This is a genomic window from Candidatus Polarisedimenticolia bacterium, from assembly GCA_036004685.1.
Lineage (GTDB): Bacteria > Acidobacteriota > Polarisedimenticolia > Gp22-AA2 > AA152 > DASYRE01.
The window spans coordinates 58,543-83,719 of sequence record DASYRE010000026.1; the positions used below are offsets into that span (position 1 = coordinate 58,543).

The 25,177-nt window shown below is 66.7% G+C and carries 22 protein-coding genes and 2 tRNA genes; 16 read left to right on the forward strand and 8 right to left on the reverse strand.

The features are described 5' to 3' along the window. Window positions 1-8: 8 nt before the first annotated feature. The 3 genes from VGR67_06310 to VGR67_06320 all read right to left on the reverse strand — a co-directional run bounded on the left by VGR67_06310 (window position 9) and on the right by VGR67_06320 (window position 4,874). Entirely contained in the window at window positions 9-1,598 is a 1,590-nt protein-coding gene (locus VGR67_06310) for an NAD(P)/FAD-dependent oxidoreductase (GenBank protein HEV8336008.1), read from the reverse strand. Continuing rightward, window positions 1,598-2,788 carry an aminomethyltransferase family protein gene (locus tag VGR67_06315; protein ID HEV8336009.1) on the reverse strand — a complete coding sequence of 397 codons (1,191 nt, stop codon included), beginning with the start codon at window positions 2,786-2,788 and terminating at the stop codon, window positions 1,598-1,600. Before VGR67_06315 ends, VGR67_06310 begins: the two co-directional genes overlap by 1 nt. 70 nt (window positions 2,789-2,858) lie before the next feature. Next, window positions 2,859-4,874, reverse strand: a complete 2,016-nt coding sequence (locus VGR67_06320) for a molybdopterin-dependent oxidoreductase (GenBank protein ID HEV8336010.1) — start codon at window positions 4,872-4,874, stop codon at window positions 2,859-2,861. A 194-nt stretch (window positions 4,875-5,068) separates the two neighbouring features. On the opposite strand from VGR67_06320, the gene VGR67_06325 reads away from it, so the two are divergent. The 5 genes from VGR67_06325 (at window position 5,069) to VGR67_06345 (ending at window position 6,809) form a co-directional block, all read left to right on the forward strand. Next, a tRNA-Pro gene (locus VGR67_06325) sits at window positions 5,069-5,145 on the forward strand. Continuing rightward, a complete protein-coding gene (locus VGR67_06330) occupies window positions 5,119-5,433 on the forward strand; it encodes an acylphosphatase (GenBank protein ID HEV8336011.1) in 315 nt (104 codons plus the stop codon). Before VGR67_06325 ends, VGR67_06330 begins: the two co-directional genes overlap by 27 nt. A gap of 23 nt (window positions 5,434-5,456) precedes the next feature. After that, window positions 5,457-5,975, forward strand: a complete 519-nt coding sequence (locus tag VGR67_06335) for an adenine phosphoribosyltransferase (GenBank protein HEV8336012.1) — start codon at window positions 5,457-5,459, stop codon at window positions 5,973-5,975. Between the two features lie 7 nt (window positions 5,976-5,982). Further along, window positions 5,983-6,059 (forward strand) — tRNA-Arg (locus VGR67_06340). A gap of 24 nt (window positions 6,060-6,083) precedes the next feature. Then, entirely contained in the window at window positions 6,084-6,809 is a 726-nt protein-coding gene (locus VGR67_06345) for a tetratricopeptide repeat protein (protein ID HEV8336013.1), read from the forward strand. Here the strand turns inward: VGR67_06345 and VGR67_06350 are convergent. The 4 genes from VGR67_06350 to VGR67_06365 form a co-directional block, all read right to left on the reverse strand. Further along, window positions 6,806-7,231, reverse strand: a complete 426-nt coding sequence (locus VGR67_06350) for a single-stranded DNA-binding protein (GenBank protein HEV8336014.1) — start codon at window positions 7,229-7,231, stop codon at window positions 6,806-6,808. The genes VGR67_06345 and VGR67_06350 overlap by 4 nt on opposite strands. Before the next feature lie 85 nt (window positions 7,232-7,316). Continuing rightward, the gene (locus tag VGR67_06355) at window positions 7,317-7,589 is read right to left on the reverse strand and encodes a hypothetical protein (GenBank protein ID HEV8336015.1); all 273 of its coding nucleotides are present in this window, start codon (window positions 7,587-7,589) and stop codon (window positions 7,317-7,319) included. Between the two features lie 277 nt (window positions 7,590-7,866). Beyond that, window positions 7,867-8,802, reverse strand: coding sequence for a transporter (locus tag VGR67_06360; protein ID HEV8336016.1), 936 nt, complete (start codon window positions 8,800-8,802; stop codon window positions 7,867-7,869). After that, the gene (locus VGR67_06365; protein ID HEV8336017.1) at window positions 8,799-9,377 is read right to left on the reverse strand and encodes a TlpA disulfide reductase family protein; all 579 of its coding nucleotides are present in this window, start codon (window positions 9,375-9,377) and stop codon (window positions 8,799-8,801) included. The genes VGR67_06360 and VGR67_06365 overlap by 4 nt, the downstream gene beginning before the upstream one ends. A gap of 492 nt (window positions 9,378-9,869) precedes the next feature. On the opposite strand from VGR67_06365, the gene VGR67_06370 reads away from it, so the two are divergent. The 6 genes from VGR67_06370 (at window position 9,870) to VGR67_06395 (ending at window position 17,925) form a co-directional block, all read left to right on the forward strand. After that, window positions 9,870-10,055, forward strand: coding sequence for a hypothetical protein (locus VGR67_06370; GenBank protein ID HEV8336018.1), 186 nt, complete (start codon window positions 9,870-9,872; stop codon window positions 10,053-10,055). Window positions 10,056-10,132: 77 nt separating this feature from the next. Continuing rightward, window positions 10,133-11,704, forward strand: coding sequence for a murein biosynthesis integral membrane protein MurJ (gene murJ / locus VGR67_06375; GenBank protein ID HEV8336019.1), 1,572 nt, complete (start codon window positions 10,133-10,135; stop codon window positions 11,702-11,704). After that, window positions 11,701-12,147 carry a D-aminoacyl-tRNA deacylase gene (gene dtd / locus VGR67_06380; GenBank protein HEV8336020.1) on the forward strand — a complete coding sequence of 149 codons (447 nt, stop codon included), beginning with the start codon at window positions 11,701-11,703 and terminating at the stop codon, window positions 12,145-12,147. Before murJ ends, dtd begins: the two co-directional genes overlap by 4 nt. Beyond that, complete coding sequence (xerD, locus tag VGR67_06385) at window positions 12,144-13,034, forward strand: site-specific tyrosine recombinase XerD (GenBank protein ID HEV8336021.1); 891 nt, start codon at window positions 12,144-12,146, stop codon at window positions 13,032-13,034. Before dtd ends, xerD begins: the two co-directional genes overlap by 4 nt. 108 nt (window positions 13,035-13,142) lie before the next feature. Beyond that, window positions 13,143-14,105, forward strand: coding sequence for an acetyl-CoA carboxylase carboxyltransferase subunit alpha (locus VGR67_06390; protein ID HEV8336022.1), 963 nt, complete (start codon window positions 13,143-13,145; stop codon window positions 14,103-14,105). A 226-nt stretch (window positions 14,106-14,331) separates the two neighbouring features. Next, window positions 14,332-17,925 (forward strand): MopE-related protein, encoded by a 3,594-nt coding sequence (locus tag VGR67_06395; GenBank protein HEV8336023.1) that lies wholly within the window; start codon window positions 14,332-14,334, stop codon window positions 17,923-17,925. 113 nt (window positions 17,926-18,038) lie between these two features. Here the strand turns inward: VGR67_06395 and mazG are convergent, their stop codons facing one another. Further along, a complete protein-coding gene (mazG, locus tag VGR67_06400) occupies window positions 18,039-18,818 on the reverse strand; it encodes a nucleoside triphosphate pyrophosphohydrolase (protein HEV8336024.1) in 780 nt (259 codons plus the stop codon). A gap of 172 nt (window positions 18,819-18,990) precedes the next feature. On the opposite strand from mazG, the gene VGR67_06405 reads away from it, so the two are divergent. The 5 genes from VGR67_06405 (at window position 18,991) to VGR67_06425 (ending at window position 25,170) form a co-directional block, all read left to right on the forward strand. After that, complete coding sequence (locus tag VGR67_06405; protein ID HEV8336025.1) at window positions 18,991-19,419, forward strand: DUF1844 domain-containing protein; 429 nt, start codon at window positions 18,991-18,993, stop codon at window positions 19,417-19,419. Window positions 19,420-19,486: 67 nt separating this feature from the next. Further along, on the forward strand, window positions 19,487-21,418 hold the full coding sequence (locus VGR67_06410; GenBank protein HEV8336026.1) for a tetratricopeptide repeat protein: 1,932 nt from the start codon (window positions 19,487-19,489) through the stop codon (window positions 21,416-21,418). A gap of 2 nt (window positions 21,419-21,420) precedes the next feature. Next, on the forward strand, window positions 21,421-22,605 hold the full coding sequence (locus VGR67_06415; protein HEV8336027.1) for a DUF4388 domain-containing protein: 1,185 nt from the start codon (window positions 21,421-21,423) through the stop codon (window positions 22,603-22,605). A 173-nt stretch (window positions 22,606-22,778) separates the two neighbouring features. Beyond that, window positions 22,779-24,698 carry a molecular chaperone DnaK gene (dnaK, locus tag VGR67_06420; GenBank protein HEV8336028.1) on the forward strand — a complete coding sequence of 640 codons (1,920 nt, stop codon included), beginning with the start codon at window positions 22,779-22,781 and terminating at the stop codon, window positions 24,696-24,698. 25 nt (window positions 24,699-24,723) lie between these two features. After that, complete coding sequence (locus VGR67_06425; GenBank protein ID HEV8336029.1) at window positions 24,724-25,170, forward strand: Hsp20/alpha crystallin family protein; 447 nt, start codon at window positions 24,724-24,726, stop codon at window positions 25,168-25,170. Window positions 25,171-25,177: the final 7 nt, after the last annotated feature.

Below are 25,177 nucleotides of genomic sequence, written 5' to 3' on the forward strand. Positions count from 1 at the left end.
GCTTTCCTTCAGACGGACCGCGAGCTGAGGATGTCGCGCGCCGCGTTGGCGCCCGGCGCCCCCATGATCCCGCCGCCCGGATGCACCGCGGAGCCGCACATCCAGAGCTTCGGCACCGGCGTCCGGTAACGCGCCCATTTCGGTGCGGGGCGCAGGAAGAAGAGCTGCTCGAGACTCAGCTCTCCCTGGAAGATGTTCCCTTCGCTCAGCCCGGTCTGCTGCTCGATGTCCCAGGGAGTCAGGACCTGCCGGTGAAGGATCGCCTCCTTCAGGCCCGGGCAGTATTCGGCGAGCGTGTCGATGACCGTGTCGCCCCAGGCCTCGCGCTTGCCGGGCCAGGCGGCGGCCCCCTCCTTGAGGTGATACGGGGCGTACTGGACGAAGATCGACATGACGTGCTTGCCGGGAGGGGCGACCGAGGGATCGACGAGCGACGGGATCACTACGTTGAGGTAGGGGCGCTTCGAGTACTCGCCATATTTCGCCTCGTCGTAGGCGCGCTCCAGGTACTCGATGCTGGGCGAGATGGCGATGTCGCCCCGCAGGTGCGGCCCGATCCCGGGGCGCGACACGAACTCGGGAAGGCGATCGAGCGCCAGATTCACTTTCCCGGAGCTGCCGCGCAGCTTGTAGCGGCGAATCGACTCCACGAACTGCGGGTCGAGCCCCTCGGCGCCCACCAGCTTCAGGAAGGTGCGGCGCGGATCCATGCTGGAGATGACGATCTTCGAGCGGATCTCCTCGCCCCCCTCGAGGACGACGCCGGCGGCAGAGCCGCCGTTCATGAGGACCCGCTCCACCGGCGCCTCCGTCCGGATCTCGGCGCCGAGGTGCCGCGCGGCGTCGCCGATGGCGGCGCTCAGCGCGCCGGTGCCCCCCTTGCAGAACCCCCACGATCGGAAGGCGCCGTCGATCTCCCCCATGTAATGATGCAGCAGGACGTAGGCCGTCCCCGGGGAGCGGACCCCCAGGAACGTGCCGATGATGCCGCTCACCGACATGGTCGCCTTCAGGACGTCGGATTCGAACCATTGATCCAGGAAGTCGACGGCGCTCATCGTGAACATCTTGATCTTGCGGACCCGCTCCTCCTCGCTCAGGGCGCCGAAGCGCCTTCCGAGCTTCAGCAGCTCCCACAGCTCGCGCGGGTTCTTCGAGGTCGGATCGGGCGGCGTCATCGCCAGGATCGGCTTCACGAAGCGCCCCATCTGCATCATCGCCTGCCCGTAGGAGGGATAGATCTCGGCGTCCCGCCGGCTGAAGCGCTCGATCTCGCGGCGCGTCTGCTCGGGATCGGACCAGCGGCACAGGGAGTTCCCGTCGGGGAGGGGAGTGAAGGCGCACTCCAGCGGGATGATCTGCAATCCGAAGCGCGGCAGATCGAGGTCGCGGATGATCTCGGGGCGCAGCAGGCTCACGACGTAAGAGAAGACCGAGAAGCGGAATCCCGGGTGGATCTCCTCGCTCACCGCCGCGCCGCCGAGGACGTGGCGCCGCTCGACGACCAGGACCTTCCTCCCGGCGCGCGCCAGATAGGCGGCGCAGACGAGCCCGTTGTGGCCGCCTCCCACCACGATCGCGTCGTAGACCTTCGCCATCAGGCCCGCTTCCTTTCGGGGTCGAAGAACGGGCGCTTCACGACCGTCGCGGTCACGGTGCGCCGCTCGTATTCGGCGGTGTGCTCGATCTGGAAGCGCGTGCCGGGCTCGGCGTAGCGCGCCTCGACCGTGGCGAGCGCCAGGTTCTTCTTGAGCATCGGCGACCAGGTGCCGCTCGTGGCGCGCCCGATCTGGCGCCGGCCGTCGTAGACCGGGACAGCGGTCCTCCAGGCGGTGGCGGGAAGGTGCGGAGGCAGCGCATGCTCCTCGTAGAGCCGCTCCAGCTCCTCCCACGAGATCTCCAGCCCGACCATCGCCCACTTCGAGCCGCGCTCCTTCTCGGCCTTCAGCGCCTGCTGTCCCACGAACGGCTCGCGGTCCAGGTCCACCGTCCATCCGAGCCCCACTTCGAAGGCCGAGGACTTCCGCGACTCAATCGGGCAGCGCGTGGCGCTGTGATAATCGACCCCCTGGAGAATGAATCCCGCCTCGACGCGCGTCACGTCGAGGGCGTCGAGCGCCGCCGGCACCAGGCCGTAGGGAGCCCCGGCTTCGAGCAGGGAGTCCCACACCGCCACGGCGTCTTCGGCTCTCATCCAGACCTCGTATCCCAGATCGCCGGTGTAGCCGGTCCGGGAAATCTCGACCGGAATCGCGCCGATGCGGGCGGCCGCGACGCGGAAAAAGCGCAGCGCTCCGACGCCGTCGCCGCCGCAGGCCGCCTTGAGGACGTCGCGCGAGGTGGGCCCCTGGACGGCGAGCGCCGCGGTCGTCTCGGAATGATCCTCGATCGCCACCCGGAAGCCGCGCGAGTGCTCCTGCAGCCAGCGCAGGCTCGGGCTGGCGGAGGTGACGCGGTACGTCCGGTCCGCCAGGCGCGCCGCGGTGCCGTCGTCGATCACCTTCCCCTGGCCATCGCACAGGCAGAAGTAGGAGACTTGTCCCACTTTGATCTTGCGGAGATCGCGCGACGCCACGTGGGCCAGGAAGTCGGCGGCGTCCTCGCCCGTGACGACGTACTTGAACAGCGGCGACACGTCGAGCATCCCGGCGGCGTGCCGGAAGGCGAAGTACTCGCGATCGTGGTTCGTGTCGTAGGAGCAGACGGCGCAATAGCCGGCCCAGTCCTTCCAGCGGTGACTCACGCACAAGGGAGCAGTGCGCGGGTGGAACGGAGTCGGGACGGGCATGACGAGACAGCTCTCCGAAGCGCCGTGACGCGATGATGGCCTGAATTCGATGGGGCTCAGAGGCGCGTCATTATACTGCAGGCGCGCGCGGGCCGGGGCCGCCGTCCAGCTCGACCTGCACCCGGGCGTCGTTGAAGCAGGCTCCGCCTCCCAGATCGGTCAGGGTGTCGGGGGCCAGGGCGTTGGCGGTCGCGCCGTTGAGGGTGTGGCGGCTCCAGAGCCCCTTGGGAAGAAAGACGACCCCCTCGCGAAGGCCGGCGTTGATGCGGGCGTGGCAGCGAACTTCTCCCAGGGCGTTGAACACCCGCACCCTGCCGCCGTCGGAAATCCCGCGGAACCGGGCGTCGGCCGGGCTGATCTCGAGCGGCACGGGGTGCCGGTGCAGCTGCCCGAGGGTCGAGCTGATCGTCCGCGACGTGGCGGGGGAGATCAGGGCGAGCGGGTAATCCCGGGTGGCCGGATCCTCCCGGTAGGCGTAAAGCCCGCCGGGCGCCTCGCGGTCCAGCTCCGCCGGGAAGAGATGCGCCTTGCGGTCCGCGGTGAGCGGGAAGGAATCCTTGAACTGGATCGGCTCCGGCCCCGCCTCGGGCTGCGCCACGCCCTCCCGATCCAGCTCGCGGCGGAAGCGATCTCCCTGAGGATGCGCCGCGAGGATGGCGCGGCTGATCGCCTCGTCCGTCTCCGGATCCCCGGGGCGGCTCACGCCCGTCAGGCGGCAGAGCTCGGCGAACACCTCGTGGTTCGAGCGCGACTCTCCCACCGGCGAGATCACCGCTCCGGCTTCCTGGAGGACCATCGCCCCATAACCGCGGCTCAGCTCCCGGCGCTCCAGGAACGTGGTGGCCGGCAGGATCACATCGGCGTAGCGCGCCGTGTCGGTCATCACCTGATCGAACACGACGGTGAAGAGATCTTCGCGGCGCAGCCCGGCGCGGACTTTCTCCTGGCAGGGGAGGGTGGCGAGAGGGTTCGCGTTGTAGACGAACAGGAGATCGACACTCGGGTCGGCGCCCAGCAGGACCTCGCCGACCCGGTTCATATTGATCGTCCGGGTGGCCGGCGGCGTGGCAGCGGCCGCCGCAAGGGAATCGAGCTTCCAGATCCCGGAGTTGCTCAGGGTGTAGCCGCCGCCCCGCACAGCGAATTTTCCCGCCACCGCGGGCAGAGCCAGGATGGCGGCGATCGCCGAGCCGCCGTTGCGGCTGCGCTCCGGGCCCCAGCCGCAACGAATCACCGCGGGGCTCGACTCGGCGTAGAGGCGCGCCACCGCCTCGAGGTCCTCCGGTCCGATCCCCGCCACCCCGGCCGCCTTGGCGATCGTCCAGGGCGCGGCGCGCCGGCGCAGCTCCTCGACGCCGGTGGCATGCGCCGCGAGAAAAGCCTGATCGGCGCGATCGTTCTCGAACAGCCAGCGGATCAGGGCGAGGGCGACGGCGAGATCGGTCCCAGGCCGCAGCGCGAGATGCCGGTCGGCCCCCGCGGCGAGGGGAATCCTGCGGGGATCGACGACGATCAGCTTGGCGCCCCGCCGGCGCGCCTCGTGGACGAACGGGACGAGATGAATTCCCGACGCCGAGGGGTTCGCCCCCCAAATCACGATCAGCCGCGCGTGGACGTAGTCGTGCAGCGCCACGCCTGCCATCCGGCCGTAGAGCCCCTCTGCCGCGGCGCGCGACGGGGCGGCGCAGACGGTGCGCGCCAGGTGCGACGCCCCCAGTCGGAAGAAGAGCCGCGCGTCGGTGGTGTCCTGCGACAGGAGCCCGTTCGAGCCGCCGTAGGAGAGGGGGAGAATCGACTCGCCGCATTTCTTCCGGGCCTCGCTCATCCGGCCGGCGATCCGCGCCAGCGCCTCGTCCCAGGAAACCCTCCGGAACCGCGCCTCGCCTTTGGGACCTTCCCGAAAGGCCGGGTGGAGGATCCGCTCCGGCCCATAAAGATGATCGGCGAAGCCGCGCACCTTGCCGCAGATGAACGACCGGGTCAGAGGATGGGTCGCTCCGGCATCGATCTCGACCACGCGCCCGCCCTCGACCTTGACCTCCAGCGCGCAGGCATCGGGGCAATCGAGGGGGCAGATGCTCTTCATCGAGGGGTTTCCCATCCCGTTTCCGGGTTCGTCGCCGTTCACCGCGGGAAAAAGCGAACCGTGAGAGCGAAAGCGTAGCGGTTCCGGCGCGCCCCCGTCAAGACCTCCCGGGCCCCGGGGACGGCGCCGCGCCGCCGTTCTTGACGGCGTTCGACCGATGGTGCTAAGGTTTCCCTTCTTTGAGGATTTCCATTCGGGGCGTAGCGCAGCCTGGTAGCGCACTTGCTTCGGGAGCAAGGGGTCGGTGGTTCGAATCCACTCGCCCCGACCATTGTTTTCCTTCCCGCCGATGGCCGTTAAACGCTTCCTGATCCAGGGAATCGTCCAGGGTGTGGGCTTCCGTTATTTTGCCCTGAGGTCGGCGCGAGGGCTGAGTCTCGCCGGGTACGTGCGGAACCTTCCCGACGGTTCCGTGGAGGCCGTGGCGCGCGGCGAAGCCAAGGGGCTCGCGGCCCTGGAGGCGGCGTTGCGCCGCGGGCCTCCGGGATCGCGCGTCGACGCGATCGACGTCCAGGACGACGATCGGAACGTTCCCGGCGATGACTTCGTGATTCGGTGAGCGCCGTGGAGAAGGGGACGACCATGGAGGAGCGGCTCAAGCAATCGATCCGGAGCGTTCCCGACTTTCCCAAGCCGGGAATTCTCTTCCGCGACATCACGCCGGTGCTCTCCGACCCGGCGCTCTTCCGCGACACCATCGAGGAGCTGGCGGCTCCTTTCCGGAACGATCGGATCGCCAAAGTCCTCGGCATCGAGTCGCGCGGCTTCATCTTCGGCCCGCCGCTGGCGATCCAGCTGGGCGCGGGATTCGTTCCGGCGCGCAAGCGCGGCAAGCTGCCGCGCGAGACGATTCGTGAGACCTACGCGCTGGAGTACGGCACCGATTCGCTGGAGATCCACCGCGACGCGTTCGCGCCCGGCGAGAGGGTGCTGATCGTGGACGATCTGCTGGCCACGGGGGGGACCGCGAGCGGCGCCGCGCGCCTGGCCGAGAAAGTCGGGGCGGAAGTGGTGGGCGCCGCGTTCGTCGTCGAGCTGAAGTTCCTGGACGGCCGCGCCAAGCTCCCGGGCCGCCGCGTCCACGTCCTGGTCCGCTATTAGGTCATTCGGGCCTGTAGCTCAGATGGATAGAGCAGGGGATTCCTAATCCCCGCGTCGGGAGTTCAACTCTCTCCAGGCCCACCAGTCCTCGAAGGAGACGACATCGCCATGGCCGCGCGACGGATCACCCGGAAGGAGATGAAGCGGGACGAGTTCATCACCGCGATCGGGCGCTTCACCCTATGGATGGAGGATCACGCCCGGGAGGCGCTCATCGTGGGCGGAGTCCTGGTCGCGGCGGCGCTCGGCTCGGTGTTCTTCTTCCAGTATCTCGGCGAGCGGGAGGTCAAGGCCTCGGCGCTGCTGGCGCGCGGGGTGGAGATGCTGCACGCCACGGTGCGCGGCGCCGGCGATCCGGCCGCGCCCGCCGGAGGCCTGGTCTACGGATCGACCGACGAGAAATACCGCTCGGTGATCGATCAGATGGACGCCCTCATCCAGACCTACCCGCGCTCCCAGTCGGGGCGGCTGGCGCTCTATTACAAGGGGCTGGCGCTCACCGGCCTCCGGAAGCCCCAGGAGGCGGTGAAGACCCTGGAGGAATTCCTGGCGGCCTCCCCCGACAGCTTCGCCGCCCCGATGGCGCGGGCGGCGCTGGCGCGGGCGCTCGACGACGCCGGCGAGCCGCAGAAGGCGGTCGACCTGTACGAGCAGCTCGCCCAGGACGCCAAGGGAGTCTATCCGCCGCAGGAAGCGCTCTGGGAAATGGGGCTTTGCCTGGAAAGGATGGGCAAGAAGGACGAGGCGAAGAAGGTCTACGAGCGGCTCACGCGCGACTTTCCCGACTCGGACTATTCCCAGGAAGCCCAGGGACGGCTGAAGAGCCTTTCCTAGAAGGGGACTTCGTCGTCGTTCATCTCGGGCGCGCCGAGGTCGGCGGCGGTCTCCGGCCCGGGCGCCTCGGTCTCGCCGCGCGCGCCGCCTTCCGCCCGGCCCATCATCAGGACGCGGACGGCCCGCACCTCGGTCGTGTAGCGCTTGTTCCCGTCGCGATCATCCCACGAGCGGGTCTGCAGCGAGCCTTCGACGTAGATCTGTTTCCCTTTCGAAAGATGCTCGCCGAGAACCTGGGCCTGCTTTCCCCAGACGACGACCCGGTGCCATTCGGTGCGCTCCTGCTTCTGACCCGCCTTGTCGGTCCACACTTCGTTGGTCGCCACGCTCAAATTGGCGACCGCCGTGCCGGTCTGAGTGTATTTGACCTCCGGGTCCCTTCCCAGATTGCCGATCAGGATCACCTTGTTCACGCTCGCCATCACGCCACCTCGCCACGGAGGGCCCGCCATCGCTCGAAACGGCGTCAGGTTACCACAGCCCCGGGAGAGAGCGCCAGCCTGGGATTCAGGGGACTTCCGGCGCGTCCTCGATGGCCTCCACCAGAATCCCCCCATGACCTTCGACCTGCCAGTGGCCATGGATCTCCACCGCTTGGCCGGGACGTTGCGCGAGCGCGCGTTCCAGCTCGTCGGCGGGTCCGGCCACGGAGCACGTCAGCGCCCTCGGTTCCTTCATCCGGTCGAGCACCAGGACAACGTGGCCGTTGCGCTTTTCGAGCTTGCCGGTCACGGTCAGGCGGACATCCGCGGGCACCGGCGTGAACCCGGCGTCGTGCACCGCCCGCATCAGCTTGGCAGGATCGACCCAGGCACCTGGCTTGAGGATGACCCTGAGGTACGGGGGATCGAGGAACAGTTTCGCGTCGTCAACGCCAGCCTGGCGTTTGAGCCCTTTGATGAGGCTGAACCCTCACGTCGCTCACGTGGCGCCTTTCACTCCGAGACGAACGTCCCTGACGTCGGCGCCCGCCGGCGCGGTCAAGAGCGCCGCAAGAGCCAGTGCCGATATGACGCTTCGAAAGCCGAGCATCTTGTCCTCCAGTCGACTGGAATCTCTAAAAGAACATTTCCCAGCCGGCGCGAACCTCGTAATTGAAGTTGGTTTCCCTCTCGTCGCCGCTGTCGAGGAGCGGCACGAAGACGCCGACCCGGTATTGATTGCGGCCCTTGGTGATGATCGGAGTCACCTGCAGGCCCGCCGTCCGATGGGCGTTGCCGGCCGGTACGCCGCCTTCCAGACGATCGTCGCCGACCGCCTCGGCGTGCACTCCCGCCGGCAGGTTGACGCCCAGGTCTTCCGCGACATTGGGGCGTACGACCCAGCGACCGTACGCCGCATCGAATTCGATAGTGTCGCCCCGGCGGAAGCCCCTTCCAAATTCGTGCCGGTAGAAGGCGCTCGTCCAGGCGGAATCGACGAGCCGCTCGCGGTCGACCGCGTAGCCGATCTCGACGCCGTGCCGTCCGCTGCCCGGCTGCTCGGAGGGCAGAAGGCGTTCGCCTCCGGGACCGCCGCGGTCGTCATCGCCGGTCGGAACCTTCCACCCGACGACCAGCGCCTGGCCCGACTGAAAGCTCGTCTCCTGACGCAGGCGGAAGCGGACCTTGGCCGAAAGAAGCGCATCTCCGATGCCCGCCACGCGGGTCTTCTGACTCGTTCCCGCGACGTTCTCCTCGAAGTCGGTCTGCACGACAGGCAGCTGGACGCGCACGTTCACGAAGCGGTTGATGCCGTACTGCAGGCCGTACTCCTGCCCGAACTCCCGGGAACCTTCGCCGCCTGGCTCGGAGGCGCCACCATGGCGCATCAATCCAATCCGGATTTCGGGATGAAACACACCCGGGCCGAAGATGGTCGGCGTCTCGCCCCAGAGCGGCTCGTGCGCGACCGCCGCCCCCAGCGATCCGACAAGGCTCGCCAGGGCCGCCGTGAGACGGAGGCAAACCCGGACCGCCTTGGCACCGGCGCGCTCGCGTGGCGGCCCCCTCACGGCTTGCCACCGTGAGAGGCGCCGGAGCGCTCGACTCCCGCGAGCGCTTTGCGAATCGCGCGCTCAATCCCCCTCTCCTCCCCCCGGAGATAACCGGCGTTCACGAATCGCACGAGACCTCGGACATCGATCACGACGGATGTCGGGTGCGCCTCGATACCGTAAAGCGCTCCGATGCGAGCGTCCGGATCGAGAAGCACCGGATAGGTCACCCCGATCTCCGCGACCGCCCTGGCTACCTCGTCGCGCTCAGGGTTCATCTCCGTGACGCCAAGGACCTGCAGCCCGCGGCCGGAATAGCGGCGATGGATCTTCTCGAGCTCCGGCATTTCGATCCGGCACGGGGGGCACCCCACGGCCCAGAAGTTCAGCAGCACGACGCGTCCGCGAAGCGACTCGAGCGTGACCGTGCCGCCATCGAGTCGCGCGGTTGAGAACGGTGGCGCCGGCATCCCCGGGGCCAGTGCCTCGGGCGCCGAGGCGAGGGCGCTCGCACCGAGGAGCAGGCTCAAGATGAAAGCGAAGACGCGCTTGTTCCAATACGCAGACGGTCCTGATGTTGGTGCAATGGTCAAGGATTCTCTCCCATGACGCGCAGCAAGCCCGATCCCCGACGGCCGTGGGGTTCGTCCAGTGAGTGTGGTTTCGAGTCTAGGAGAGAGGAGGCGCGCGGGAGGCACGCGCTGGCGGTGAAGGATCCGGCTGTGGGTCGGCCGCCAGCGCCGGCGGGCGGCCCTCGCAGGTCAGGCTCACTTCGATTCGGGGCGAACTCGGCAAAGTTGCGGATTCATGCGAGTCGGAACGAGGCACAAGCCACTCGCTTGCGGCCGACCTTTCGTTCCGGACAATCGGCTTGCAGCAATCCGGGATGGATGAGCCGAGCTCCGCTTGTGGCGCGCCCTGAGAAGGCAATCCGACGGAGCAGCACGGAGCGTCTCGGACGCAGCAGAACGGCATGCTCGGCCAGCCGATCGTTAGCACCACGATCGCAACGGCCGCGGCTCTTCCCACACGCCTGTTCAACCGCCTACGCGACCCGACTGTGGACGACATGCCTGAAGATTAGCATGACGATCATGATGGGGACAACCATGGGACTTCCTCATCTCGCACGCCCCAAGGGCCAAGGCAAGACAATCTGCTTATTCCTGGCGCCGGTGTACTCCTCCACGGTTCTCATGAATGGTGCGCTCCAGCAGATCGAGGAGCGCGGGCGGATGGCGGCGCGGTTTGATGCTCCGGATCGATTCTGACAGAATACGCGCTCCCGGCGGCCGGCTCCTCCGGGATCGATCGTCATCGTGGACCGGGATCGGCGACGGCGGAGGTCATGGGCAGGCACCAGGGGATGATGCGCAGCGCCGGCGCCATGAGCGTGACCACCATGCTCAGCCGGATCCTCGGGTATTTCCGGGACAACCTGCAGGCCACGATCCTCGGAGCCGCCAACTCCTCCGACGCCTTCATCATCGCGTTTCGCATCCCGAACCTGCTGCGGCGCCTGGTCGGGGAGGGGGCGCTGACTTCGGCCTTCGTCCCCACCTTCTCGCGCTACCTGAAGGACGGCGATCCTGGCAGGCTCTGGCGCTTCGCCAACCGGATGTTCTACACGCTGCTCATCATCCTCACCGTGCTGACCGTCCTCGGCATCGTCTTCTCTCCCCAGCTGGTGAAGGTCCTGGCGTACGGCTTCCGCGTCACGCCCGACAAGTGGGATTTGACGATCCAGCTCAACCGGCTGATGTTCCCTTACATCTTCTTCATCTCGCTCGCCGCGCTCGCCAGCGGCATCCTGAACAGCCTCGATTCCTTCGCGCTCCCCGCGTTCACGCCGGTGCTCCTGAACCTGGCGATCATCGTCGCGGCCCTGCTCCTTTCTCGGAGGTTCTCGAACCCGGCCTACGCCTTCGCGTGGGGCGTGCTCGTCGGCGGGCTGCTGCAGTTCCTCGTGCAGGTGCCGTTCCTGATCCGCAAGGGGATGAGCTTCCAGCCCGAAGTCTCCTTCACCGATCCCGGAATCCGGCAGGTGGGACGCCTGATGCTGCCGCGGATCTTCGGGGCGGGGATCACGCAGATCAACCTGATCGTCGACTCCCAGTTCGCCTCCTCGCTGGCGGTGGGGAGCGTCTCCCACCTTTATTACGCCGGCCGCGTGACGGAGCTGACGCTCGGGATCTTCGCCATTTCCCTGTCGACGGTGATCCTGCCGGCGCTGTCGCGCCTGGCGGCGGAAGGGAAGGCGGAGGAGGTGCGGCAGACGCTGCGCGGCGCCCTCCAGCTCATCTTCTTCATCTGCCTGCCGGCGGCCGTCGGGCTCATCCTGCTGAGGGTCCCGATCACCAGCATCCTCTTCGAGCGCGGCCGGTTCGACGCCGAGGCGACCCGCTTCACCGCCCAGGTGCTCGGGTACTATTCCGTCGGGCTGCTGCCGTTCGCGGCGGTGAACATCCTGGCGGCGGCGTTCTACGCGCACCACGACACCCGCACGCCGGTGAAGGTCGGAGCGCTGACCTTCTTCGTCCATCTCGGCCTCAACTTCTGGCTTCGCGGGCCCCTCCTGGCGGGGGGCATCGCTCTCTCCACCTCGATCTCCGCCATCCTCGACATGGTCCTCCTCTTCTACCTCTTCTCCCGGGCGCACGGGCAGCTCTGGGATTCCGGCGTCGCGAAGAGCCTCCGGGACACCTGCGTCGCCGGCGGCGTGATGGGGATCGCCGCGTTCTTCGGCGCCCGCCTCGCCTGGCTCGCCTCCGATCACTCCATCCTCGTGCGCGCCGCCGCACTGAGCGCGGTCATCCTGGCTTGCGGGGCGATCTTCCTGGGCGCGGCGCTGGCTTTAGGAAGCCGGGAGGTGGGGGAAGTGATCGCCCTGCTGCCGCGCCGCGGGCGGAAGTCGCCGTGAAAATCGTCCTCCAGCGCGTGTCGCGCGCCGCGGTGCGCGTCGAGGGGCGGACGGTCGGAGAGATCGGCCGCGGGCTTCTCCTGCTGGTGGCCATCGAGCGGGGCGACACCGAAAGCATTCTTGACTCGCTCGCGGACAAGGTCGTAAACTTGCGTATCTTTCCAGACGAGGCTGGCCGGATGAACCGTTCCTCTCTCGACGACCGCGCGGAGCTGCTCGTGGTTTCCCAGTTCACGCTCGCCGGCAGCCTGGAGAGGGGCCGCCGCCCGAGCTTCGAGAACGCGGCGGCGCCGGAAATCGCCCAGGAGCTTCTCGAGCGCTTCCTGGAAAAGCTCCGGAAGACCCCCCTGCGGGTCGAAACGGGCCGCTTCCGGGCGGCGATGGAAGTCGAACTGGTCAACGACGGTCCCGTCACGTTCGTCTTGGAGGGAGGGAAAGCGTGAGCGGGGACCGGCTCCTGCCTTCGTTTCTTCATTACCTGACGGTCGAGCGCGGCCTCGCGGCCAACACGCTGCAGGCCTACGGGCGTGACCTCAAGCGCCTCCAGGAATCGCTGCAGGGTAGAAAAATCTCGCTGCGCGCCGCGCGCCGGCAGGATCTCCTGGGCCACGTCCGGGCGCTGCGCCAGGCCGGGCTGTCGCCGAAGTCGGTGGCGCGCGCCATCAACGCCTTGAGGATGTTCTATCGCTTCCTCGTGGCGGAAGGGGAGCTGCGCGCCGATCCGACGGCCGATCTGGACGTTCCGCGCACCTGGAAGAGCCTGCCCCGATTCCTGAACTTCCAGGAAGTCGATCGCCTGCTCGCCGCCCCCGACGTCTCCCGGCCGCTCGGCATGCGGGACCTCGCCATGGTCGAAGTGCTGTACGCCACCGGCATCCGCGTCTCGGAGCTGATCTCCCTGCGCGTGGAGGATTTGAACCTCGACGCGGGCTACCTCACCTGCAAAGGGAAAGGCTCGAAGGAGCGCATCGTGCCCCTCGGGAGGAAGGCGATCGAGCGGCTGCAGCCCTACCTCCGCGACGTGCGGCCGCACCTCATCCGGCGCGGCGAGTCGGGCAACCTGTTCACGAACCGCAGCGGCGCGCGGATGTCCCGGCAGGGGTTCTGGAAGATCCTGAAGGGATACGGCGCGGCGGCGGGGCTCAAGCGGCGCCTGAGCCCCCACGTGCTGAGGCATTCCTTCGCCACGCACCTCCTGGAGCACGGCGCGGATCTGCGCTCGGTGCAGATGATGCTGGGCCACGCGGACATCTCGACCACGCAGATCTACACCCACGTGAACCGCGAGCGGCTCCGGCGGATCTATCACGATTTCCACCCGCGCGCCTGAGCCCGTCCGGCGCGGTGCCGCGGCGACCTCTCTCCCCGCGCTTTCTTGACACCCTCCCGAACCGGGTGTTAGATTCGAGCACCTTGCGAGGCTCGCCCGGGAGACCCCTTGAGCCGTCAGGAAGAATCCCTCGAACAGCCCATCCTGGAGATCGAGAAGCGGATCGACGAGCTGACCGGAGTTCCCGGCGGCGAGGACCGCACGCCGGAGATCGAGCGCCTCAAGCGGCAGCTCCAGGATCTGCGCGGCGAAATCTACTCGCACCTCACCGCCTGGCAAAAGGCCCTTGTGGCGCGGCATCCGAAGCGCCCCTACACCCTGGACTACATCCAGATGCTGTTCAACGGGCTCGTCGAGATCCACGGCGACCGCAAGTTCGCGGACGATCCCGCCATCGTCGGAGGCTTCGCGACGTATCAGGGAATGCCGGTGGCGGTGGTCGGTCACCAGAAGGGCCGGGACATCCGGGAGAAAATCCGCCGGAACTTCGGGATGCCGAGCCCGGACGGCTACCGGAAGGCGCTGCGCATCATGAAGCTGGCCGAAAAGTTCCGGCGCCCCGTGTTCTGCTTCATCGACACTCCCGGGGCCTATCCGGGAAAGGGGGCCGAGGAGCGCGGCCAGGCGGAAGCGATCGCCGTCAACCTGCGCGAGATGTCGCGCCTGCGCGTGCCGGTCCTGGTCACCGTCACCGGGGAGGGAGGCAGCGGAGGAGCGCTCGCCATCGGCGTCGGCGACCGCGTCAACATGCTCGAGCACTCGATCTATTCGGTCATCAGTCCGGAGGGATGCGCGGCCATCCTCTGGAGCGACGCCGGCAAGGCGCAAGAGGCGGCGAAGGCGATGCGCATCACGGCGACCGATCTGAAGGAGCTCGGAATCGTCGATCAAGTCGTTCCCGAGCCGGTCGGCGGAGCCCACGCCGATCCGAAACGCTCGGCGGAGCTTCTCGACGCGGTGCTGTCGGCGCAGCTGGAGGAGCTGGTGCGGATGGATCCGGCGAGGCGTCTCGAGTCGCGTTACGAGAAATTCCGCAAGCTGGGACGGTTCGGCCAGTCCAAGTTCCTCTAAAACTTGCCCAGACGCTTCAGATTCAAGACCCATCCAGATAGCTTTCCTGCTGAGCCTTGAGACGTCCCGGCCCGCGAGGCGATAATCGAGAGCCTCCTCCCCCGCGTCCCTCGACCCCAAACAATACCCCCGTCATGCTAGCGGTTGACGTATAGTTCTGGGCAGGATTCCACCATGCCCGCCGTTGCGCTTGCTGAGGCGCCGTCCGTCCTGAGGGGGGAAAACCATGCGCACAGCTACCGGGCTCTGCCTGACCATCCTGACTCTGCTTCCGTTCGCTTTCACACCCGCGCCGGCACGCGACCTTACGTTCGAGCAGCGCGTGAAGGCTCAGAAAGCCATCGAAAGGATCTACTACTCGCACCAAATCGGGGCGACCGCGGCCTTCGAGAAGGCCGTCCCACGAGAGGTTCTCGAGAAAAAAGTCCGAACCTACATGAAGCAATCCGTGGCGCTGGAGCGGATCTGGAAGACGCCGGTGACCGCCGAGGCGCTTCGGCGCGAAGCGGAACGGATCGCGAAGAGCACCCGGTTTCCAGAACGCCTGCGTGAGGTTTATACCGCCCTCGGCAACGATGGTTTCTTGATCGAGGAGTGCTTTGCCCGACCGGCGCTGGTGGACCGGCTCTCCCGCCGCTTTTTCGCCTCCGACGAGCGGCTTCGCAAGGCACCAGCAGGCTCGCAGGCCACCACTTCCTGGGACGCGTGGTGGGCCGCAAACCAGGCGATGTTCTCCGCGTCGGCGGTTCACGCGGTGGCGAGTGAAAGGAAGCCCCCTCCTGAACCTTCGGCAGGATCTTCGAGTCCCTGGAGCGCTGACCCGAATCTCTTCACGACTTCGGGTCCCGCGATTGATCTCTTTTCGACCGGGGACATCTGGGATAACGGAATCCTGGACGATCTTCCGACCTTCAGAAGCGCCGCCATAGCGGTCTGGACCGGCAGCGTCATGATCGTCTGGGGCGGCGGTTTCCCGGTCGTCAACACCGGAGGCCGATACGATCCGCTGACCGACACCTGGCTCTCGACCTCGACTCTCAATGCCCCGGCGCCCCGGCAAGGCCATACGGCCGTCTGGACCGGTAGTGTGATGGTCGTTTGGGGAGGCACTGGAAGATCCGGTGGGGGAACGGAGATGAACTCCGGCGGCCGGTACGATCCAGTATCGGACAGCTGGTCTCCCACCTCGATGCTCAATGCACCCGACGCGCGCTCCGCCCATACGGCGATCTGGACCGGAACCAAGATGGTGATCTGGGGCGGTGGCTTCAACGGCGCCGGAAGTCCCGATTTGCTCTTAGGCTCCGGCGGCCAGTACGACCCTGTCGCGGACAGTTGGCAGGCAACGGCCACGCTCAATGCTCCAACGCCACGGCAAGGGCATACGGCCGTCTGGACCGGCAGCCACATGGTCATCTGGAGCGGCAGCAACGGCTCGGGTTACGAAAGCACGGGAGGCCGCTACGACCCGGAGGCCGACACGTGGCTTCCCACCTCCACGGTCAACGCGCCCGAAGCGCGGGTCCTCCACACCATGGTCTGGGCGGCCGGCCGCGTCGTGGTCTGGGGCGGATTCAATCAAACGGTCGATATCAACACCGGCGGTCGCTACGATCCAGCGAGTGATCAGTGGGAATCGATATCGGCGCTTGGCACCCCCGAGGCGCGTGAGGGCTTCACGGGCGTATCCACCGGCAGCGAGCTGATCGTATGGGGAGGGGTGCGTACCAACGACCGAAGCTTCACGGCCCTCGATTCGGGGGGACGATACGATCCGTCGACCGATTCGTGGGTGTCGACCTCTCTGGTCAATGCGCCCAGCGGGCGAAGCGGTCACGTCGCGGTCTGGACCGGCTCCCAGATGATCGCATGGGGAGGACAGACGCAGGGATCCACTTCTTCTTCCGGAGGCCGGTACGACCCTGCGACCGACACCTGGACGCCGACCGGCGAGACCGGAGCGCCGCCCCTGATGGTGACCGCTTCCAGCGTCTGGACCGGAAACGTGATGATCGTCATGGGAGGTCCCCCGAACGCCTCAGCCCGGGGCGCGCGCTACGATCCATTGCTCGATTCCTGGACGCCCGTCTCCACCGTGGGCGCCTACGCTCGCGGCCGTCACACGGCGGTCTGGACCGGATCGCTCATGGTCGTCTGGGGTGGCATCTCGTCCTCTCCATTCCCCCCAGCAGGAGCCGGTGCTCGCTACGATCCGATCTCCGATATCTGGAGCCCGGTGACGAACGTCAATGCTCCAAGGCACCGCTACGACCATACCGCCGTCTGGACGGGCACCCGGATGATTGTGTGGGGAGGGCTCGACGAGACGACGGCGTTCGCCACCGGCGGCGAGTACGACCCCGTGGCGGACGTCTGGACCCTCTTCTCCGCTTCTCCTGCCGTGCCGGCGCGCCTCAATCACAGCGCCGTCTGGACCGGTTCGAAGATGCTCATCTGGGGCGGCTATCAAAGAAACTTCGACGGCTCGCTGATTCCCTTGAACACCGGCGGCTCCTACAATCCCTCGACGCATACGGCGGCTCCTCTGTCGACCTTGGGAGCGCCCTCCCCGCGCGCCTTTCACACGGCCGTGTGGACTGGCTCCCGGATGCTCATCTGGGGCGGCTACGATGGGACTGAGTTCCCTCCACGCGATGGGACGCATGTGGTGGGCACCGGGGCGAAATACGATCCAGCCACGGACGGATGGACACCCATGAGCGATGCCGGCGCGCCCTCTCCGAGCCTGCAGGTCCCTCCCATCTGGACGGGAAGCGAGATGCTGGTATGGCTCGAGCCATCCATCATGGGAGGACGGTACAATCCGGATCTCGACGCCTGGGTGCCCGTCACGAACCTGAACGCTCCCAGGGTTCCCCCCATCACCCTCATTGCCGAGATCAGTAATCCTCTCATACCCCGTTTGGACTCGCTTGCCGCCTGGACGGGATGCAGGATGATAGTTTGGAATGCCTTTTGGCGCACGGGAGGCCGTTACGGGACCGACAGCGCCGTCGACGAGGACGGGGACGGCTTCACGCTCTGTGATGGGGACTGCGACGAGGGCAACACGTCGGTCCATCCCGGCGCCGCGGAGCTCTGCAACGGGATCGACGATGATTGTGACGGCGCGATCGATGAAGTCGACTCCGATGGAGATCATTTCACCTGCGCGATCGACTGTGATGACGCGAATCCGGACGTGCACCCCGGCGTCGCCGAACTCTGCAACGGAGTGGATGATGATTGTGACGGTTCGGTGGACGAAACGGGAGCCGCCTTATGCGACCAGTCCAACCCTTGCATCGCAGCGGCTTGCGGCGGGACCTCGGGCTGCCAGTACACCGTGCTTCCCGATGGGACGAGCTGCCGCGAGTTCCCGTGCGGCGCGGGGACCTGTCGGGCGGGAGACTGTGCCCCGACCATCTCCGTGCTGCTCACGCCGAACGTTCTCTCGCTGGTGAACCATAAGATGGTCGCGGTTCATGCCAGCGTGAGCGCCACCTCCTCGACCTGCGGGCCACCGACGGTCGTCCTGACGTCTATCGTCAGCAACGAGCCAGATGACGTTCCCGGCCCCTCGGACGGCCATACTCTGAACGACATTCAGGGAGCTGCTGTCGGAACGGCCGACTTTGACTTCGAGCTTCGCGCCGAACGGGATCGCAACGGCTCGGGGAGGACCTACACCGTGACCTACAACGCCACCGACTCGGACGGACGTAGCACGCCGGGATCTGGGCTTGTCGTAGTCCGTGCCCCGGCGCGGTCGCAGGCGTCGGGCATGACGCCGGGCAGGACCAAGAGAGAGCGTCGCTGAGGAAGGCTCGCTCCAAAACGACCCTTAGCGCGCGGGAGGAATTTGCTCCCGGAGAGCGACTTGGGGTGTGATGACGGAATTCTTTGCCCTGTCGCGGTCCTCTTCTTGATGATCTAATCTCCGCGGCGCTTGGCCTCCTGCCAGAGCTCCTCGAGCCGCGCCGCGCCGGCTTCCTTCAGATCCTTTCCCTCGCCTTCCAACGCCCGCTCCAGATGGCCGAAGCGCCGGGCGAAGCGATCGTTGGCTCCCTGGAGCGCCGCCTCCGGATCGAGGCCGAGGTGGCGCGCGACGTTCACCAGGCTGAAGAGCAGATCCCCCAGCTCGCGCGCGGCGCGATCCGGATTAGCCGAGGCGACCTCGGCCTCCCATTCGCCGATCTCCTCGCGCACCTTGTCGAACACCTGGGCGGTTCGGTCCCAGTCGAAGCCGCTGCGGGCGGCGCGCTCGGAAAGGCGAAGGGCGCGCAGCAGCGCCGGCAGGCCGGGCGGAACGCTCGCCAGCCGTGAGCCGCCCGCCCTCCTCCGGCGCTCCTCCTCCTTCAGCTCCTCCCACTGCCGGGCCACCTCCCCGGCGGTGCTCAACGGCGATCCTCCGAACAGGTGCGGGTGGCGGCGGATCAGCTTCTCGGCGATCCCCCGGGCGACGTCCTCGATGCCGAACCATCCCTTCTCCTGGGCGATGCGGCTCTGGAAGATCACCTGCAACAGCAGATCTCCGAGCTCCTCGCGCAACGCCTCGGGATCGCCCGAGTCGATCGCCTGCCGGACCTCGAAGCTTTCCTCGAGGAGGTAGACCTTCAGGGTCTCGAGCGTTTGCTCGCGGTCCCAGGGGCAGCCGTTCTCGCCCCTCAGGCGCGCCATGATCTCCACGAGCCGGTGCAGGGAAGACTCCATGCTCTCCTCGTCGTGTTCCTCGCCGCCACGAGCCGCGCGGAGTTTATCGGACCGCCGCCGGATCGGGCAAGAAGACGCCTTGAATTGGGGCGCGCCCCGATGCTAACATCCGGCGTTCCGCGGGGACGAGGCTTTTTTCCGTCTCCTTTTTCGATGGGTTGCCTCGACGGCCATGACGGACGAGACCAAGAAGACCTCCTCGGAAGTGAAGGTGAGCGACCGGCGGTCGTTCACCCAGACGGGTGAAAAGCGCACTCCGGACCAGCCGAAGGCGGAGCCCGTCCGAACCGCCGTTCCTCCTCAGGCGGGCGGCGGCGCCCCGCGGGCCGAAAAGGGCGAGGACGCCGCCGGCATCGACTTCGACAGCTTCGTGCGTTACCTGGCGCAGGTTGCACTGCATCAGATGACCGGCGCCCGGGATCCCGCGACGGGGGAGGTGATCGTCAGTCTGGAAGAGGCCCGCCAGACCATAGAGATCCTGGGAATGCTCAAGCAGAAGACGAAAGGCAATCTCTCGCCCCAGGAAACGAAGTCCCTGGACGATCTTCTGTACCATCTCAAGCTCGAATTTTCGCGCCGGGCCGCCACCGCAAGACGCTGACCGTCGTGCGCCTGTGGAAAGGAGCCGAATTCTGGCCAGACCTCGCCCGCCGGGCTGGACCCGTCCGGTGGAGCGCCGCCTCCTCGCCCTCCTGCTTCTGAGCCTCTTCGAGATCGGAAGCCTTCCGGCCCGCGCCCAGGAGCCGGAGATCATCCACCTTCCCCAACAACCCGTTCAGGCGCCCGCGCCGCCGCGCGCGCCGGCGACCCGCCGGACGCCGGTGAACGTGCCGGAAGTGCTGGGCGAGCTCTGGTTCCGGCGCAAGAGTCTCCTGGACAAAGGGGATACCGCCGCCGCCGAACGGCAGGTCGCCCTGATGCGCGACATCGTTCGCCGGGAAGGGATCTTCAGCGCCGACGATCTTTCGGGCGCGTTCCTGGCGGACGGGAATCGCGCTCTGGAGCGGGGAAGCGTCTCCCGGGCTCTCCAGAGCTTCCACCTGGCCAAGGAATTCGCTCCCGATCGTCCCGGCGCCAGCTTCGCGGTGGCCCGCGCGCTGTGGAGCGGGGAGCGGGATTTCGGAGGCAGCCTGTCGTACGTTTTCGAAGGCCTCCGTATCGTCTTCAAGAATCCCGCCACGCGCGTAGGCACGCTCGGAAACTCCCTGGCGATCCTGCTCGCGGGCAGCCTGCTGGCGGCCGTCCTCTGGTGCATTACGGCCGCGCTGCGCACCGCCCGGCTCGCCCAGCACGATCTCTACGAGGGGCGAAAGCGATCCCTGTCGAACAATGCCGCCCAGGTGATCGCCTGGGCCATCTGGCTTCTCCCGGCCCTGCTGTGGCTGATCGGCCCGTGGGCCCTGGTCTACTGGCTCGCCTTCGCGTTCGTCTATATGAAGCGCTCCGAGCGGATCGTGAGCGTCCTGGCCTGCGTCGTGTTCCTCCTGAGCGTGCCGTTGCTGGGATGGATCACCCGGGAAAGCAAGGTCACGACCGACCCCGCCGTCCGGCTCCTCCTGGAATCGGCCCGCGGCGGAATCGATCCGGAGCGCGTGGCGGCGCTCGAGCAGATGGCCGGCTCCCACCCCGGCGAGCCGGTCTACCGCTTTCTCCTGGCCCAGGGCTATCACGCCAACGGCTCGATCGAAGCCGCCCTCCAGGAATACCGGCAGGTGCAGGACGAGGACAGGACCAACGCGGCCGCCTGGATCAACTCGGGCAACATCTTCTTCGCGACGGGACAATACGCGCAGGCGGCGGAGGAGTATCGGCGGGCGATTCAAGCCGACCCTAAATCGGCGCTGGCCTACTACAACCTCCACCTCGCCCTGCAGGGAGCCCTGCACCTCGAAGAGGCGGACGCCGCCTTCCGGCAGGCGCGCAGCCTCGACAACGACCTGATCACTTCCATCCTGTCGGCGGGCGGGGGAGAGGACGCTAAGGACCCGGTCGATGCCCACTACAGCGGCAAAGACCTTCTCAAGGTCGTCCAGCGCCGCGATGGCTCCGTGGCTTCCGGCATGAGAGCCGGCGATTGGCTTCACCCGCTCCCCCTCGCGGGCGCGCTCGGCTTGATCGCGTGCGCCGTGCTGGCTTGGGGAGCCGATGGGTGGGGGCTGGGAAGGGCGCAGCGGTGCGCCAAATGCGGCCGTCCGTTCTGCCGGCGGTGCCAGGTCGGAATGCGGCGGGAGGAAGGGTATTGCACCGCCTGCCGGCACTATTACCTCCTGAGGGATCCCGTTCCTCCGCGGGCCCGCGAGGAGCGCGAGCGTCTCGCGGCCTCGCATTCGCGATGGCAATGGATCGCCCGGCGGCTCGTCTCCCTCATCCTGCCGGGCTCCGGGCAGATTCAAGGAGGCCGCTCGTTTTTCGGCGCGGCTCTTCTCTGGGCGACGTGCGTCTCCGTGGCCATGCTCATGCTCTCCGGCAAGCTCCTCGCCGCCCCGCAGATCGCGCTCCTTCACTCGCCTCTGCTGACGCGCGGCGCTCCGGTCGTCGTCATCGCCCTGTCATGGCTGATCGGCAACACCGCCGCGTTCGAGACGGCCGAGAGGAGATAGCGATGGCCCTCAAGGGAACTCTCCGCGACTTCAGCCTGGCCGACATCTTTCAGCTCATCGGCCTGCAGAAGAAGACCGGCGTGCTGACGCTGAAGAGCGGGCAAGAGGTCGTGACCGTCTCGTTCCTCGACGGAAACGTCGTGGCCGCCGACTCTCTGCACCGCCGCCTCGAGGATCGGCTCGGGACGGTGCTCGTGAAGACGAAGCAGATCACTCCCGCCCAGCTGCAGGAGGCGCTGAAGGTCCAGAAGCAGACCCTGAAGAGGCTGGGCAACGTTCTCGTGGAGCAGAAGCTGGTCAGCCAGGAAGCGCTCCGGGAAGCGCTGCGGATTCAAGTGACCCAGATGATCTACCGCCTCTTCCGCTGGAGGGACGGCGATTACGAGTTCAGCCAGGAGGAGAAGCTCGACTTCGACCGGCAGAACGTCATTCCGCTGTCGGCCGAGAGCGTGCTGATGGAAGGAGCCCGGATTCTCGACGAATGGCCGATGATCGAGAAGCGTATCGGCCCCCTCACCGGGATTTACGCGCGCACGGAAAGCGCCAACCGGGCGCTCAAGGGCGGCTCAGGACAGGCCTCTCCCGTTCTCAGCGCCGAGGAAAAAGCCGTCCTGCAGCTGCTCGGCGAGAACAAGACGATCCAGGACGTGATCGAAAGCAACACCGCCAGCGAGTTCGACACCTGCCGGGTCTTGTACGAGCTGATCGGCCGGCAGCTCGCCGAAAAGGTGGCGGTCGGGGAAGTCAGCGCCCCGAGCAAGCCGGCCCCGAAGGTTCGACCTCCCGTGGAGCCGGTGGTTCGGGAAAGATCCTCGCCTTGGGGCCGCTTGATGGTCGGTCTGGTCGTCGGGCTCTCCCTCCTCACGGCCCCCTTGAATCCGCTCAACGGCCTGTCGCTGCCGGGAACCGGCGGCGCCACGCTCGGCGAGTTTCGACATCAGGTCAGCCGCACGCGGCTGGAGCGCCTGCACTACGCCATCCAGGTTTTCTTCATCCTGAATCGGGGCTATCCGCAGGACTTGAACTACCTCGTCGTCGGAGGACTGCTCCGCCCGGAAGATCTCCGGGACCCCTGGGGAAGGGAGTACCTCTATCGAACCGTGAACTGGGGCTATGAGCTTCAAGGCTTCGGTCCGGAAGGAAAAGCCGATCCGGCGTTGCTGGTGCGCTCGGTCAATCCGCGCTGACGGCGATCGGCCCCCGCACGATTGTTCATGATATGTCGTAAACCATTAAGTTATAAGGCAATTGTCAGATTGCTTCGATACTTGACAATGGAGCACTCAATGTCTATAATGCCTTCACACTAAGCTCCATTGCGACGCTGTTTTGGAGCCGACATTAAGGAGGCAGGTTCCCAATGAGCAAGATTATCGGCATCGACCTAGGCACCACCAACTCGGTGGTGGCCGTCATTGAAGGAGGGAAACCGGTCGTCATCTCCAACTCCGAGGGCAGCCGGACGACTCCCTCGGTGGTCGCCTTCACCGACAAAGGAGAGCGGTTGGTGGGCCAGGTGGCCAAGCGACAGGCGGTCACCAACCCGGAGAACACGATCTTCTCGATCAAGCGCTTCATGGGGCGCCGGTTTGACGAGGTGACCGAGGAGATGAAGATGGTGCCCTACAAGGTCATCCGCGGCCAGAACGGGGATGCCCGGGTCCAGGTCCGGGACAAGAACTCCTCGCCCCCCGAGATCTCCGCCGCCATCCTCCAAAAGATGAAGCAGTCCGCCGAAGACTACCTCGGCGAAAAAGTCACCCGGGCGGTGATCACGGTCCCCGCCTACTTCAACGACGCCCAGCGACAGGCCACCAAGGATGCCGGACAGATCGCCGGTCTCACCGTGGAGCGGATCGTCAACGAGCCGACCGCGGCGGCGCTGGCCTACGGACTCGACAAGAAGAAGAACGAAACGATCGCCGTGTACGACTTCGGCGGCGGAACGTTCGACATCTCGATTCTGGAGGTGGGCGAGGGGGTCGTGGAGGTGAAGTCCACCAACGGGGACACGCACCTCGGCGGCGACAACATCGACCATCGGATCATCGACTGGATCGTGGCGGAGTTCAAGAAGGAGCAGGGCATCGATCTCTCGAAGGATCGGATGGCTCTTCAGCGGCTCAAGGAGGCCGCGGAAAAAGCGAAGATGGAGCTCTCCACGGTGGGGGAGACCGAGATCAACCTCCCGTTCATCACCGCCGACGCTTCGGGTCCCAAGCACCTGTTGATGAAGCTGACGCGGGCCCGTTTCGAGCAGCTGGCGATGGATCTCTTCGAGCGCTCCTTGCCGCCGTGCAAGCGCGCCCTGGAGGACGCGGGCCTGAAGCCCGAGAACATCGACGAAGTGGTCCTGGTCGGCGGATCGACCCGGATTCCGAAGATTCAGGAGATCGTGAAGGCCTTCTTCCGCAAGGAGGAGCTCAACAAGGAGGTCAATCCCGACGAGGTCGTCGCGATCGGCGCCGCCATCCAGGCGGGCGTCCTCGGCGGCGACGTGAAGGACCTGCTCCTCCTGGACGTCACGCCGCTCTCCCTGGGGATCGAGACTCTGGGAGGAGTCTTCACGCGGCTGATCGAGCGCAACAGCACGATCCCTACGCGTAAGAGCGAGACCTTCTCGACCGCGGCCGACAATCAGACGAGCGTGGAGGTCCACGTGCTGCAAGGGGAGCGGGAGATGGCGCGCGACAACCGCACCCTCGGCCGCTTCCATCTCGTCGGAATCCCCTCGGCTCCCCGGGGCGTCCCGCAGATCGAGGTCACGTTCGACATCGACGCCAACGGTATCGTGAACGTCTCCGCCAAGGATCTCGGGACGGGACGCGAGCAGAAGATCACGATCACGCACAGCAGCGGCTTGAACAAGGAGGACATCGACAAGATGGTGCGCGAGGCCTCCTCCCACGCCGACGAGGACAAGAAGAAAAAGGAGGAGGTGGAGGCTAAGAACAAGGCCGACAATCTCGTCTACAGCACCGAGAAGCTCCTGGAGGAGAACAAGGACAAGATTCCGCCCGAGGAGGCTTCCCAGGTCCAGGCGGCGGTCGACGATCTCAAGAAGGCGGTGACCGAAGGCGGAGCGGAGGGGATTCAGCGGGCGACCGACGTCCTCCTGAAGGCCTCGCACAAGATCGCCGATCGGATGTACCAGCAGGCCGCTCCCGGCGCCCGGGAAGGACAGGAGCCGCCGCCCGCCGAGGGCTCCGCGGAGCCCGAGCGGAAAGAGGGGGACGTGATCGACGCCGAGTACGTGGACGTGGACGAAGGGAAAAAGTAGCGGCCGCCGCCGCATGGGGGAATCGATGACCGTCGTGCAGTGGGACCCTCTCCGCGAGCTCCTGGCTCTCAAGGACCGGATGAACAAGATCATCGAGAACGCGATGTCCCGGAGCCAGTACGGGGGCTCCGGGGACGCCGGCACCTGGTCTCCGGCCGTGGACATCTATGAAACTCCGGAGAAATTCGTCGTGACGGCCGAGCTCCCGGGATTCACCCCCGGGGAGATCGACGTCCGGATCTCGGCGAACACCCTCACCCTCCGGGGGGAGCGCAAGCTCGAGAAGGGAATCCAGCAGGAGAATTACCATCGCATCGAGCGCTCCTACGGGACATTTCTGAGGAGCTTTCCCCTGCCGGCCGGCGTCAAGGCCTCCGAGGCCCGCGCCGAATACAAGCTGGGCATCCTGCAGATCGAGATGCCCAAGGCGCGGGAGTCGGGTCCGGAGCAGGTGCGCGTGCCGGTCTCCTGACGACGGC